The sequence below is a fragment of the Devosia sp. MC521 genome, assembly GCF_014127105.1.
Taxonomy (GTDB): domain Bacteria; phylum Pseudomonadota; class Alphaproteobacteria; order Rhizobiales; family Devosiaceae; genus Devosia.
Genome location: NZ_CP059902.1, coordinates 947,760 through 961,727, shown reverse-complemented (window position 1 = coordinate 961,727; position 13,968 = coordinate 947,760). Strand labels below are relative to the sequence as shown.

13 protein-coding genes are annotated in these 13,968 nt (G+C 55.6%); 8 read left to right on the top strand and 5 right to left on the bottom strand.

Annotated elements, in window-relative coordinates; translation table 11 throughout:
* Positions 1–384: 384 nt before the first annotated feature.
* Positions 385–1,710, bottom strand: coding sequence for a TIGR03808 family TAT-translocated repetitive protein (locus H4N61_RS04555; RefSeq protein WP_182395151.1), 1,326 nt, complete (start codon positions 1,708–1,710; stop codon positions 385–387).
* 129 nt (positions 1,711–1,839) lie between these two features.
* Here H4N61_RS04555 and H4N61_RS04550 point away from each other — a divergent pair, with 129 nt between their 5' ends.
* Complete coding sequence (locus H4N61_RS04550; protein ID WP_182395150.1) at positions 1,840–3,114, top strand: O-antigen ligase family protein; 1,275 nt, start codon at positions 1,840–1,842, stop codon at positions 3,112–3,114.
* Between the two features lie 101 nt (positions 3,115–3,215).
* Here the strand turns inward: H4N61_RS04550 and H4N61_RS04545 are convergent, their stop codons facing one another.
* Complete coding sequence (locus H4N61_RS04545; protein WP_169194788.1) at positions 3,216–4,877, bottom strand: Na/Pi cotransporter family protein; 1,662 nt, start codon at positions 4,875–4,877, stop codon at positions 3,216–3,218.
* A 281-nt stretch (positions 4,878–5,158) separates the two neighbouring features.
* Here H4N61_RS04545 and ugpB point away from each other — a divergent pair, with 281 nt between their 5' ends.
* The 7 genes from ugpB (at position 5,159) to H4N61_RS04510 (ending at position 11,690) form a co-directional block, all read left to right on the top strand.
* Positions 5,159–6,484 carry a sn-glycerol-3-phosphate ABC transporter substrate-binding protein UgpB gene (ugpB, locus tag H4N61_RS04540; protein WP_169194787.1) on the top strand — a complete coding sequence of 442 codons (1,326 nt, stop codon included), beginning with the start codon at positions 5,159–5,161 and terminating at the stop codon, positions 6,482–6,484.
* An 86-nt stretch (positions 6,485–6,570) separates the two neighbouring features.
* Positions 6,571–7,455, top strand: coding sequence for a sn-glycerol-3-phosphate ABC transporter permease UgpA (ugpA, locus tag H4N61_RS04535; RefSeq protein WP_169194786.1), 885 nt, complete (start codon positions 6,571–6,573; stop codon positions 7,453–7,455).
* 12 nt (positions 7,456–7,467) lie between these two features.
* Positions 7,468–8,316 (top strand): sn-glycerol-3-phosphate ABC transporter permease UgpE, encoded by an 849-nt coding sequence (gene ugpE, locus H4N61_RS04530; protein WP_169194785.1) that lies wholly within the window; start codon positions 7,468–7,470, stop codon positions 8,314–8,316.
* A gap of 3 nt (positions 8,317–8,319) precedes the next feature.
* A complete protein-coding gene (locus H4N61_RS04525; RefSeq protein ID WP_169194784.1) occupies positions 8,320–9,360 on the top strand; it encodes a sn-glycerol-3-phosphate import ATP-binding protein UgpC in 1,041 nt (346 codons plus the stop codon).
* Positions 9,361–9,382: 22 nt separating this feature from the next.
* Positions 9,383–10,129 (top strand): glycerophosphodiester phosphodiesterase family protein, encoded by a 747-nt coding sequence (locus tag H4N61_RS04520; protein ID WP_182395149.1) that lies wholly within the window; start codon positions 9,383–9,385, stop codon positions 10,127–10,129.
* Positions 10,130–10,134: 5 nt separating this feature from the next.
* Positions 10,135–10,923, top strand: a complete 789-nt coding sequence (locus H4N61_RS04515; protein ID WP_169194782.1) for a DeoR/GlpR family DNA-binding transcription regulator — start codon at positions 10,135–10,137, stop codon at positions 10,921–10,923.
* Positions 10,920–11,690 (top strand): HAD-IIB family hydrolase, encoded by a 771-nt coding sequence (locus H4N61_RS04510; protein WP_169194781.1) that lies wholly within the window; start codon positions 10,920–10,922, stop codon positions 11,688–11,690. The genes H4N61_RS04515 and H4N61_RS04510 overlap by 4 nt, the downstream gene beginning before the upstream one ends.
* A gap of 176 nt (positions 11,691–11,866) precedes the next feature.
* Here the strand turns inward: H4N61_RS04510 and H4N61_RS04505 are convergent, their stop codons facing one another.
* The 3 genes from H4N61_RS04505 to H4N61_RS04495 all read right to left on the bottom strand — a co-directional run bounded on the left by H4N61_RS04505 (position 11,867) and on the right by H4N61_RS04495 (position 13,923).
* Positions 11,867–12,775, bottom strand: a complete 909-nt coding sequence (locus H4N61_RS04505) for a TIM barrel protein (protein WP_182395148.1) — start codon at positions 12,773–12,775, stop codon at positions 11,867–11,869.
* Between the two features lie 192 nt (positions 12,776–12,967).
* A complete protein-coding gene (locus tag H4N61_RS04500; RefSeq protein WP_169194779.1) occupies positions 12,968–13,528 on the bottom strand; it encodes an alpha/beta fold hydrolase in 561 nt (186 codons plus the stop codon).
* On the bottom strand, positions 13,525–13,923 hold the full coding sequence (locus H4N61_RS04495; RefSeq protein WP_182395147.1) for a c-type cytochrome: 399 nt from the start codon (positions 13,921–13,923) through the stop codon (positions 13,525–13,527). Before H4N61_RS04495 ends, H4N61_RS04500 begins: the two co-directional genes overlap by 4 nt.
* Positions 13,924–13,968: the final 45 nt, after the last annotated feature.

Genomic DNA, 13,968 nt, shown 5'->3' with positions numbered 1-13,968 from the left:
GTCAGGACGGTTGATCAACGCCCCATGTCTTAGATTGCTGCCGAGTTGGTGTTGCGTGTCCTGGGCGCTTGGATGCATAACGAACTGGATGCGGCACTATTCTCAGATGAGCTCAGCCGTTCCCCCCTTGGTGGTCAGCTTGACCATTGGCCACCAGCGTGGTCCACTGCCCCTGTTGGCCGCCCCAAAACCCCGGTTTTCGGCGTCTTTCGGGCAACATTTAGTTTTGCTGCGAATCCAGGTTCCCCAGCCAATCTCTCCATAAGTTGCTGATTTCGCAATAAGCCCTAGGAAATATAGGTTTTTGGCGACAGCCTAGTGCCCTACCGATTGCGGACCCGAGATATGCGCGGGGCATCCAGCGTACGAGATCAATCATACCGCTTAGTGCACGCTGTTTCCATCAATCGCGATCTTGGGATGGCTCCCAGCGTCACCGATGAGGTCGGTGACAGTGATATCCCTCCAATGCGTGCCGACAATCGCGTGTAAGCGAATGCCAGACAGCAGGTTGTCGCTAATTCGGGACGGCCCGGCCCCGTCGACAACACTGACCGAAATGCCAATATCGCAGTGTCTAACGACATTATCGCTGACCAGCACATCCCTAAGATAAGTGCCCCAACCAACAACGATCCCCGTCCCCGGCACCGCTTCGACTATATTCCCCACGATAGCTGCGTCGGCCTCTGCTGCGATCCCATAGGGAACTACATCGGGATTTGTCAGTGAGGCGCTCGCAATATTGCGGACAATATTGCCCTTGCAGACGGACAAGCGTCCATTGTGGTCGAAATTCGTCATTGAAATCCCGGCCGCTGCGCCGTCGATCACATTGTCGCTGATGATGGAGCCAGAGAAACCAAACTCGGAGTAGATGGCGACTTCGCCGCTCTTCTCGCAGTGATTTCCGATGACGCGGGTGTCGTTGGTGGCGTTGAGCCGTATGGCAGAAAATGTGCAATCGACGATGTGATTGTCGGTTATGCTCACGCCATCAGCGCGAAATACGTTGATGCCATTGCCGTTCTGCCCGTTGCCGCCATCTTTCCAATCGATCGTGCTTATACGGTTTCCAAAGATGCGCGAGCGGTCAGCGCCACTCTCCGAACGCCAGATGCGGATACCGCCATTCCCGCACCGCGTTATGACATTGCCGCTCAAGTCCAGGCCCCGGCTATCGGTCGAAAACACAGCGGTGTCAGCGATGTCAGAGAAGTCGCAATCCTCGATGCGACCTTCGGCATCTTGTAACCAGACCCCCATCCCTGACGAGGACACGAAGCGACAATCTCGCACTGTGAAATTGCTGGCACTCACAAATTCCAGCAAAGCTCGCCCCCCGCGAGACAGCGGATTGCCTGCGAGGACCAGCCCTTCAAGCACGACATGGCTGCAGTCTTGTACCGCCAAGATAGTGTCTGCGACGTCGAGGCGAAGAACGGTCTGCCCTGAGCCCCGGACGGTGAGTGGTCCACCGATGGAGACTACATTGGTCGCAAATTCCCCTGAGCCGATCAAAAGTGGTTGTTGCAGGGTTATGGCGGCGTCAACCGCGGCCTGAAGTGAGTTGGTCTGGTCACCGTCTGATGGCGACAGTCCAAAATCATTTGCATCAACAAAGCGTTGAGCGGCGGCATTGTTTGCGAGTGCTAGACTGGCCCCGACGCCAATACTGCCACGGAGAAGGTTCCGGCGTGAGACTGTCAACTTGGCCTCCTCTCAGCGCGGTTTCGCGCAGACGATTTCATGTCGAACGCCAAATTACGACGTGCGCGGTTAGCATTTTCTTCAGCAAGCGCCAATACTATAACGCGCACTGTTTAAGTAAAGAACGCTATGACCGATGTACTATCCGCAAGTTCGGCGGAAAACCTAACCTCGGCGCAAATTCGTGGCCGCGCCTATATGAGCGCAGTGGCATCAAAAGTCTTTGTTGCGGTCGTTTGGATCTGGGTATTCTCCGGTGGCTTGGTCTTTTTTGAACCATCCCTGTACGAAGTTTTGTTCTTACTGACGCTTGGCATGATGGTGGCAGTCCGCATGCCCCTATTTCCTTCCACCTTGCCATTGCTGGGACTGATCATCCCGTTTTCGATGTTCGCGACAATTGCCGCGTTCCAAGTGCGTCACGCTCCATTAACGGACGCGCTTATTTTTAATGCCGTCACGATTTACCTGTTCTTGACGAGCTTTTTTGTCGCCAATTTTATCGCCGATGCGCCCGAGAAACGATTAGCTGTCATTCGCAATGCCTATGTGGCTATCGCCATTGTCTCCGCTGCAATTGGCATCCTCGCCTACCTACGATTGATGCCAAACGCAGACATGTTCCTGCGATACGATCGCGCTAAGGCGATGTTCAAAGACCCCAATGTTTATGGGCCTTTCCTCGTCCTACCGGCCATGATGGTACTGCGCGAGTTGTTCTTCCAACGCAAGGGCCAACTGGTGAGCGGCGCGATTGTCTTGCTGATCATGCTTGGTGTGTTTGTCAGCTTTTCGCGTGCGGCTTGGGGGCATTTTGCGGCGTCCGCATTCCTCGTCTTTGTCCTGTGTTTCCTGCTCGAAGCGAAAGCGCGGATACAGGTCCGAATGCTGACCATCGCCATCATCGGGAGCATACTCGTCGTCGTCATGTTGGCAGGATTGCTGTCAGTGCCTGAGGTCCGCGAGTTCTTTGAACTGCGAACGATGAGTCAAGATTATGACACAGGTGAGAGTGGCCGCTTTGGACGACAAGGATACGCGTTTGATCTTGCCCTCGACCACCCGCTGGGCCTCGGCCCTACCGAGTTTACTTACCTGGAAATCTCAGAGCAGCCGCATAATACCTATGTGACGGTTCTACACGGCTATGGATGGGGCGGCGGCCTCATCTATTACTTCCTTGTTGCCCTCACATTCTGGCGGGGGCTTATTGGGCTAAGAGACCGAGAGCGGCGCGGCCTGCTCATTCCTGTTTTTGCTGTCTTTATCCCACTGGCCCTGCAGTCTGCGATCATCGACACAGATCATTGGCGTCACTATTTCCTCGTCGTTGGGCTGATCTGGGGAATAACGGCGCATTCCGCTCCTCCGCTTTACAGCGGGCTGACACGGAAACGCACTTAAGCGTCCACGGCATAAGGCTCACGGGCAAGCACATCGTATCGAACGACGGCAATCCAGCTTTCGAACGAGTTCGATTTGAGGGCTAAGCCAGTCGCCGGCCCTCAACCCGATTTGTGGGTCAGTCGCGTGTCGAGCAACTCACCTTGCTCACTGAGAATCGAGTAGGCGATCCCGCTGAATAGCGAGTTGATCCGGCGCAGTGCATGGATCAGCTCCAAGTGCAGTTCGCTCGTATCAAAACTCGATGTGTTACCTGAGCGGAGCCTCGCGAAATGGCTCTCCATGCTGGCGCGCTCAAGGGCGCCAACTTCATCCTTCTCGACGACCAAACGGCGCGCGGACTCTGTGTCCTCAGAGACAAGAACATTGAGAGCGAGCTGCATGTTGGAAAGTACGCGGTCGTGCAATTGAACCAGTTCGTCCCAACCTTGGGTCGAAAACGATAGTCGACGATCGACTTTTTGATCCGCGATGCGCAACAGCTCGCGTGAGACGATATCGCCGGCCTGCTCTAGAGATATGGCAAAGGACGATAGATCCGATGCGCGGTGCGTTTGACTAGAATCCATGGAGCTCCAGTCCAAACGACTGAGGTAGAGTTTGATCGCGCGATTGGCCCGATCCACGCCAGCCTCAATTTCCTTCACGCGCCGAACAGCTGCTCTGTCGCCAGTTTTGATGATGTCCATTATCGGCTGCAACATCACTTCAACCATCTCGCTCATGCGAAGCAGTTCTCGTGTGGCGCTGGCGAGTGCCGCATCAACGTTACCGGCAGGGTCAGCGACAAGAGCCGTAGCGCGCAAGCGGGCGACGTCTGTGTGCGTCGCATCAGTGACCTCGCCGATGAAGTGTTCCGCGAGCCGGGACACAGGGCCCGATAGCAGCAATCCAAACAGCAGAACCCCAAAGTTGAAGGCAATATGCAAAAGGCTGCTCTGTTGCCCGACATCTCCCGGCAAACCGAGGCTGTGCACACCGAAAACCTGGAACAGGACGAGCACGAGCAATGCCATCCCGCCCCGCATGGCCAAAGCAGCAGCAGCCACGCGTCGGGAACGAACGTCACCGCCTTTTGTAATGGAGTAGGCAATGAAGGTGCCGCCGAGATTTGCACCAAGAATAAACGCAGCCGAGACCTCGAACGGTATGAGGCCCGCAGTCCCAAACGTAATGATGACGAGAACGCTGGCGACAGAGGAATATGACACCCAAGTAATCAACGCAGCGACAATGAATGAGGTCCAAAGATCACCACTCAAATAGGTGATCACCCAGCCCAACACTTCACTTTCGCGCCATGGCGCTGTCGCCTCAGACACCATCTGCAGCGACAGAAGCACAAAGGCTATGCCAAGTACGAGACGTCCCAATTGTTTGGAGCGGCGCTGCGTGCCTCGAAGAAACAATGTCCCGCCGAGGATGATTAGAGGAGCAAGGAAGAATGAGAGATCAAAGGACAGGATGCTCGCGACGAGCGCGGAACCTAGATAGGCACCAAGCATCAACACAAGCCCTGTCGCGGTCGACATAAGTCCCGTTGAGGCAAAATTGGAAGCGAGTGCTGCTACCGCCGTCGAACTCTGCAACGCCACCGCCAGACCGGCCCCAATGCCGGCCGCGATGAAGCGGCTACGTTCTGCCAATGAGAGAGCGCGTTTGAGTTCTGCCGCATAGGCCCGCTCCACCGCAGTGCGGACCATACGTACTGCCCAAAGCAGCAGGACGATAGAAGCCAACAACTGCAAGATTACAAAATACAAAACCCTCTCCCTAGTAACGCGATGGGCTCGCTCACCATCATGTTCACATGAACCATAACCTTGCAAGTTGCACAGACCACATCGGGCCAAAGCAGGTAAAATCCGGCACTCTAACTGCTGACAAGGCCCACAGACGCGGCAGTACCTCGCCGTTCCTGGTTAACTCCATCGGCACCCTGATGTTCACATGAACATTTCGATTTGCAAAATATGAATTCCTAATATCATATTGATCCAAAGCTAGGGGCGAGGAGGCCCCGGCTAATATCAAGGGAGAGAGTATGTTTAAGAACGTAACCTTGCTGTCTGCTGGCGTTGCAGCGATGCTGACCGCGAGCCCTGCCTTTGCTCAGACAGAAATCGCGTGGTGGCACGCCATGGACGCAGAGCTTGGCAAGAAGCTCGAAGAAATCGCGACGAACTTCAATGCTAGCCAGAGCAACTACAAAGTCGTACCGACCTACAAAGGCACGTATGCCGAAACGCTGACTGCCGCGATTGCTGCATTCCGCGCCAATGAACAGCCCGCAATTGTGCAGGTTTTTGAAGTTGGTACCGGCACTATGATGGCAGCCAAGGGCGCCGTTAAGCCAGTATACGAAGTGATGACCGAGAATGGTCAGGCTTGGGACCCGTCGGGCTTCCTCGCGCCAGTAACGGGCTATTACTCGGACACCGATGGCAACATTCTTTCGCTGCCATTCAACTCATCAACCCCAATCATGTACTACAACAAGACCGCCTTTGAAAAAGCTGGCCTTGACCCAAACACTCCACCCAAAACCTGGGCAGAACTCGAAACCATGGCGCGCCAGATCAAGGAATCAGGCGCTGCTAACTGTGGTTTGAGCTCAGCTTGGATCACCTGGATCCAGACTGAAAACCTCTCCGCTCTCCACGACCTTCCATTCGGCACGAAGGAAAACGGCTTCGGCGGTTTTGACACCGAGTTCACGTTCAATGGTGAACTTCAGGCGCGTCACTGGGGCAATTTGAAAAAGTGGTCTGATGAAGGCCTCTTCCAATATGGCGGCCCAGCTGGTGGCCCAGACTCCGGTCCGAAGTTCTATTCCGGTGAATGCGCCATCTTCATGAACTCCTCCGCTGGTCGCGTCGGCGTTATCAATAACTCCAAGGACTTCGAGGTCGGTTTCGCTCCTCTGCCTTACTACGACGATGTGATCGCTGAACCGAAAAACTCGATCATCGGCGGCGCAACTCTTTGGGCACTGACCGGGAAGTCGGACGACACCTACAAGGGCGTTGCGGAATTCTTCTCCTATCTGAACAGCTCTGACGTTCAGGCCGCATGGCACCAGTACACAGGCTATCTGCCAATCACGATGGCAACCTATGAAGCGGGCGTTGCGGCGGGATATTACGAAGCCAACCCCGGCTCGGACATTGCCATCAAGCAGATTACGCGAGGCACTCCGTCCGCCAACTCGAAGGGCATTCGTTTCGGTAACCTGACCCAGGTCCGTAACGTTGTCGACGAAGAGTTTGAGGCAATGCTTGCCGGCAATAAGACCGCACAAGAAGCGCTCGACTCGGCCGTCACACGCGGCAATGTCATCCTGCGCGACTTCGAAGCTGCCAATCAGTAATCTGACAGCGCAAGGGTGCTCCGTCTTGGAGGAGATGGGGCACCTTAAGTTTCGCGCCACTTGCGCGAAAAAACATGAGGCGGAGCATGCAGGCGAAACGCACAATATTCCCGAATAAAATTTTACCCTACTGGCTGCTTCTGCCGCAGTTGGTCATCACCATCATATTTTTCATTTGGCCTGCGGCCCAAGCGGTAAAGTCATCGTTTGAACGGGAAGACCCCTTCGGCTTCCGGACTACATTCATTTGGTTCGAAAACTACACGCGCCTATTTGGTGATCCCCTCTACCTCAATTCCCTATGGAAGACGGGCTTGTTCGCGGTCTGCGTCACCGCGCTTTCGATGGGCATCTCGCTTCTACTCGCGATCGCGGTCAATCGAGCGATCAAAACCAGCCGCGTTTATACCACCATGCTGGTGTGGCCCTATGCGGTGGCCCCAGTGGTGGTCGGCATTCTGTGGTGGTTCATGTTCAACCCCACAATCGGCATAGCACCCTATATACTGCGTGGCCTCGGCATCTCGTGGAACCATCGCGTTGATGGCACACAAGCCATGATCCTTGTGATTATCGCTGCCAGCTGGAAGCAGATTTCTTATAATTTTCTTTTCTTCGTCGCAGGACTGCAGTCCGTACCGCACTCGCTGGTGGAGGCGGCAGCAATTGACGGCGCAGGTCCATTCAAACGCTTCTGGACAATTGTCTTCCCGCTACTGGCGCCGACGACGTTCTTCCTTCTCATCGTCAACATCAACTACGCAATGTTTGACACCTTTGGCCTGATCGACGCCACCACTCAGGGTGGACCCGCTCAGGCGACGAATATTCTCGTCTACAAGGTCTATTCGGACGGCTTCCTCGGATTGAACATTGGCTCATCCTCGGCACAGTCGGTCGTGTTGATGCTGATTGTTATCGCCCTCACCGCAATTCAGTTCCGCTTTGTTGAGCGGCGGATCCAGTATTAAGGGGCATGCAAAATGGTTGAAAATAGACCGTTCCTCAACTTCATCACCCATCTGTCGTTGATCGTCGGTGTGGTCGTTGTGGCCTTCCCCGTGTACTTGGCCTTTATCGCCTCTACCCACGGCTCGGGCGACTTCATGCGAGGCGTGGTGCCGCTGCTGCCTGGCCCACATCTGATCGAAAACTATAGTTTCATGATCAATGAAGGGGTTTCTTCAGCAGGTGCACCTCCGCTCGGCATCATGTTGATGAACTCGCTGATCATGGCGGTGTCCATTGCTGTCGGTAAGATCGCGATCTCAATCCTGTCAGCCTATGCGATCGTGTATTTTAAGTTCCCGTTCCGCATGGTCGCCTTCTGGATCATCTTCATTACGCTGATGCTCCCGGTCGAAGTCCGCATTATTCCAACTTTCAAAGTCGTCGCTGACTTGGGAATGCTGAACTCGTATCATGGTTTGATTATTCCGCTGATCGCCTCCGCGACGGCCACATTCCTCTTCCGTCAGTTCTTCCTGACGGTTCCCGACGAGCTGGCGGAAGCGGCACGTGTCGATGGCGCGGGACCACTGAAGTTCTTCCGCGATATTCTGCTGCCCTTGAGCCGCACCAATATCGCTGCGCTCTTCGTCATCCTCTTCATCTTCGGATGGGTGCAGTACCTGTGGCCCATGCTCATGACCACCGACAGCAAATATTACACTGTCGTTATGGGCATTAAGCGCCTCGCGGCTACCGCAGACTCTGAACCCCAATGGAACCTAGTTATGGCCGGCGTTATGCTCGCCATGCTGCCACCCGTCCTCGTCGTTATCTTCATGCAGCGCCTGTTCGTTAAAGGCCTCGTGGAAACGGAGAAATAAGTCATGGCAACGATCAATCTGGTCGACCTCAAAAAAGACTACGGCAATGTACCGGCCGTCAAAGGCGTCAACCTCTCCGTTGCTGATGGCGAGATGATTGTGCTGGTTGGCCCATCCGGTTGCGGAAAGTCCACCCTACTGCGCATGGTCGCGGGCCTCGAAAGCGTAACATCAGGCCGTATTGAGATTGGCGGCCGCGACGTGGTGAAAGCCGAACCGGCCGAACGCGACATCGCAATGGTGTTCCAGAACTACGCGCTCTACCCGCACATGACTGTGCGTGGAAACCTTGAGTATGGTTTGAAAAACCGCAACACGCCGCGCGCCGAAATTGACCGCCGTGTCGCGGAAGCTGCCGCTATCCTAGAGATCGGACCAATGCTGGATCGCAAGCCGCGCCAACTCTCGGGGGGCCAACGCCAGCGCGTTGCCATGGGCCGTGCAATTGTGCGGGAACCGGCAGCATTTCTCTTCGACGAGCCCCTGTCGAACCTCGACGCCAAGTTGCGCGTACAGATGCGCGTTGAAATCCGTAAGCTGCAACGTCGCCTCAAGACCACCAGCCTCTATGTGACTCACGATCAGCTTGAAGCGATGACGCTGGCGGATCGCCTCGTGGTGATGAATGGCGGGCTGGTTGAGCAAATTGGGACGCCCACAGAGGTATATGATCGTCCTGCAACGCTGTTCGTGGCAGGCTTCATTGGATCCCCGCCGATGAACCTCATCCCGGTTTCCTCGGTCAGCAATACCGATAACCTTAGCGCGCTGCCTCAAAACACCGATATTTTGGGCATTCGTCCAGACACCATGGTGTTGGAGCAGCCGGTCGAGCCGTCTGTCGCCTTTGCTGCCACCGTGGAACTGCTCGAGCCCATCGGCGGAGAAAGCCATCTGCACGTGCGCCTCAATTCAACGGGGCAGTCGATTGTCCTGAGCATCCCTGGGCGCCCGGACATTGAAGAAGGCAGCTCAACCACAGCCTACGCACCAGTGAGCAACTTGCATCCATTCAATGCTGCAACCGGCAAGCGCACAGACTAACCCTTTCGAATTGAAAACAGCCATGACAACAGAACAAAAAACCGGGCCGATCCGCGACGAAGTGCAGGGCCACCGAGGCTCATCCGCTATTGCTCCGGAGAACACCATTGCTGCCTTTCGGCAGGCCGCCGAACATGGCGCCAAATGGGTGGAGCTTGACGTCGCATTGAATGCTGATGGCGACCTCATCGTCATTCATGACGATAGCGTTGACCGGACAACCGATGGCTCGGGTAACCTCGGTGCGCTCACAACGGCGCAGATCAAAGCGCTGGACGGCGGGTCGTGGTTTGGTACCAATTTCACCGGCGAGAAGATACCTACGCTTGATGAGGTTATTACGGCACTCGGCGGATTTGGCCTCAACATCAACGTCGAAATCAAACAGCACCCGCACCACAAGTCGCTCGATCAATTGGTCAATGCTGTGGCAGACGCGATCGCTAAGCGCCCTTCGCATATGGAAATCATGATTTCCAGCTTTGACCCTGAATGCCTCAAAGCAATGCATAAGCGTGAGCCGAACCTCGAACTTGCCATGCTGTGGGGACGCGTACCAGACGACTGGGAAGCGAAACTCGCAGCAATTCCGGCGACCTCTATTCACGCCCATTATAAGGGCCTTTGTATTGCCTTGCTGGAGCAGACCTCCGCCAAAGACATCAAAGTGCGCGCATGGACAAGCAATGACCCTGTTGAACTGGCCAGCTTCTGGCACGCAGGTCTGACCGGCGTGATAACAGACGACCCTCGCGTTTATCTGGGATAATCACTGTGCCTGACCGCGTCGCCCTATCGATACGACAGCAGCAAATCCTTAGTCTTCTCCAGACTGAGGGACCGCAGTTTATCGACCAGTTAGCGACGCGGTTTGACGTGACTACCCAAACTATTAGGCGCGACATCAACGACTTGTGTGATCGAGGCGATGCACGTCGTTTTCACGGCGGAGTGGATCTTCCGGTTGAACCACGCAATCTCTCGGTCAATGCGCGCGCGGCGCTTAACAGTCCTGCCAAGCAGAACATTGCCGCCAAGGTTGCCGCTGCCATTCCGTCCGGTTCAACCGTATTTATGGGCATCGGTAGCACGGTTCAGTTTGTCGCAAAAGCGTTACGCGACCACGATAAGCTACGAGTCGTGACCAATAATATCGACGTTGCTTTGACCTTATCCGACGCTCCCCAAATCGAAGTGCATCTTACCGGCGGGTTGTTGCGCCACAATGACCGCGACGTGGTGGGCCCAGATACATTGGACTATTTCGAAAAGTTCTACGCCTCATTCGCAATCGTTGGTGCTGGCGCACTCGACCCCGAAAAGGGAATTTTAGATTTCAGCTACAGCGAAGCACAACTAACTCAAAAGCTCATGAGCAACGCCCGACTGACATTCCTGACCGCCGACTCCAGCAAATGGAGCCGCGAAGCCTCTGTTCGCGTCGCTAGACTTGGCAGCGTAACGCATTTTTTTACGGATAAACTTCCGGACGACGGTGTGGCAGCCCAGATCTTTGCCGACGCAGGCACGCATGTTGTAATTTGTGACGGTGACATCGAGTGACATTCTTAGGCCCTGCCCCGAGTGTCGATGACCTCCGGGATATTCGCTACGTTCTCACCGATATCGATGACACACTCACAACAAAAGGCCGCCTCCTACCTGAGACTTATGCGGCCCTCTGGGATCTCCATTACGCGGGCATTGAGGTCATCACTGTAACCGGTGGTTCCGCGGGGTGGTGTGAGCATATTGCGCGTGCATGGCCCGTGACCGCTGCCATTGGCGAAAGTGGCGCTTTCGTTATGACAGCGAACCACAACACGGTCAGCGTCGAATATTGGGAAGACGAAGCTCTTCAGATAGCGCGGCGTAAGGCCCATTTGGAAAACGTTGAGGCCCTGTTGGGAGAGCGTTTCTGCTTTGCCCATGACCAACAATTTCGCCTTGCCGACGTGGCGGTCGATATTATCGGCTACCCGCGCGATCAGGTGGATGCACTGGCGGAGCAAATTCGTGCGACGGGAGCCAGTGTGGCAATCAGCTCTGTGCATATCAACTCGTGGGTCGGCGACTATAATAAGCAGACTATGAGCGAACGTGTCTTGCGCAGACTGGGCCTTACAGATGGAGCTTTGCAGCAAGAGGTCGCCTTTTCTGGCGACTCCCGCAATGACGGCCCGATGTTCACATTCTTCGACAAGACCTTCGGCGTCGCCAACATACTGCCCGTTCTCGACGATTTACCGAAAAAACCACGCTGGATAACAAGTCGCGACGCGGGGCTAGGCTTTGTAGACCTCGCCAAAGCCATCCTCGCCGCTCGGTAAGCCAAACCATAGCGGGCATGGCACTGCGGTCCTTTGCGGTGATCCCAGTCGAACTAAATCTCAGAGCGTCGTTCGGTTTGATCAGACGCTACATACACTGTCACACGACCCGATCTCGTCACCGTAACAGCAGGGGCTGGCAGCTCTAGGCTCCCAGCCCACTTCAGACACATCAATTAAGCTGAGGTGTTTTTGCTTTCATAGAGAGTTTTAAGATCGCGGGCGATGGCAAGAGATTGCGGCTGCTCCGCCCGATAGCGTCGGTCAATCTCCATCAAGAGAACCGTGTCTGGCAGGAAGGTGAACTCGGTAAAAATTCGCTGCCAATCGATGTCGCCCCAGCCTAGGGGCATATGCAGATCGCCAATCCCGAGTGCTGTATTCTCAGCGGGGAAATAGGGCTTAAAAAAGCGCTGCGGGCGACCGAAACTGTCATGTACGTGAAGATGCCCTGTCACCGGCGCCATCGCCGCGATTTCGGCATAGAAGTCGAGGCCACGATACGTCGCTTCGATATAGGCGTGGCTGAAATCAATGAGGGCCATCAGATTGGGATGATCAACCGCCCGGACAGTGTCGGCCAATTGTGATGGGGTCTGACGATACTGGCCCGCCTCGCCCGTAAAAATGTTCTCCAAAGCAATGCGCACACCATAGCCTTTGGCAAAGTCCGCGAGTTCAGCGAGCGCTTCGCGTTCACGACGATCGGCATCGCCTCTCTCGGCCAATTGGTTGGCGCGCAGCGACCCGCCGTGTTGGACCAGAATACGAGAACCGATATCGTCGCACAGCTGCACGAGGGCCTTGGCAGCATCCAGTTGATAACCGCAGGTATCTGGGTCCATGAAATTGGACGAAACCAGCCCGTGCACTGTGTATTTCAGGTCAAAGGCTTTGGTACAGGCTTTGAGCCGCGCACGCCGGTCCGGAATGATCCGGCCGCCAGCAATCAGGTCGATACTGGTAAGGCTGATCTCCGCATAGTCAGCGCCGATGTCGGCAAGGATACCCAATTCCTCCTCAATGCTGGCGAATTCGCCGTTGACGGAGGTGACTTCAAAACCCATGCCAAGGATGGTGCTCATAGCGTGCCCGCTGCTTGTTTTTCAAATGCTGGAACAAGCAGATAGATTTGGCAAGTGACAAAGAGTTGGCGGTTTCATGACACTGTCATAACACGCGTGCACGGCGCCCATTAGACCAGCCTGCGCGGCCAAAAGGGTGACCGAGGTGGCGGAAGCTGGGAGCTCAAAAGCATTCACAGCTTCCGCATTGGATCAGCTTTTCTGCACAACCTGGGTCGTTACATTTGCACCGAGGTCGACCAGCGTTTGAAAGCGCTCGTGCGAGACAGCTTCGCTCAACTCTAGTGTCACCTGTACGCCGGCCAGCGACGCCGTGATCGGCATCGCATCAATGTTCAGCGGCAAATAGGCGTCCTTGACGATCACCGCTTCCACCTTGTCTGGAAAAATTGCTGCCAAGGTGAGTGCGACCATGCCGCCCTCGCCGTAGCCCAGTAGGTTGAGCTTGGTACGACCATAGCGCTGCAGATTTTCGTCGAGCAGCAGCTCAAGCTGGTAAAGCCCGTCGCCGAGCGTGGACAGCTCTGGGTAATCCTGTGGCCCAACGGCCCAGAAATAACCCATGACCTGCCCGGTGCCGCCGCGGCTTTGCGCACGAGGCGCACGGACGCTGACGGCCAAGGCGTCAGGCCCGAGCCGTTCGGCCACTGTCACAGCATCTTCGAGCATCTGCCAGCGGTCGTGGAAGACAAACCAGAGCGGCGCCGTTTCCGGACCGTGTCGCTGTGTCTGCAGAAAGCTTTCAGACGTCATTGCTCGACCGTGCAGCCTTCGATCCACGCGATAATGGCTTCGACTTCGGCTTCGCGCAGACGGCCGCTTGGAGGCATCTTGCCGCCCGAGCCACCAACGCTTTCATGCGTGCCGCTGATCTTGTGTGCGAGGTAGCTCTGGCTGGTATCGCCAGGGGTAACGCGGTTCATGGTCGGCAGCTGCTCGCTGGCAACATTGACCAAGAAATCATAGCCACTGCCCTTCTGGAACGACACGCCCGAACCAGGCGATGCGTCGTTGTGGCATGCAGCGCATTTGCGCGCGAGGACCGGCTCTGCCGTCTCAGTGTAAGTGGCAAGGCAGGTGTTGGCGAAGGCCGCCGAGCTGCCAACGATGAAGAGACCTGCGGTAAGGGCCGTGCGGAGAAAATTCATAGCATGTCTTTCTAGTAGAGAAGGTGCGCAGCCGAAGCTGCGCAC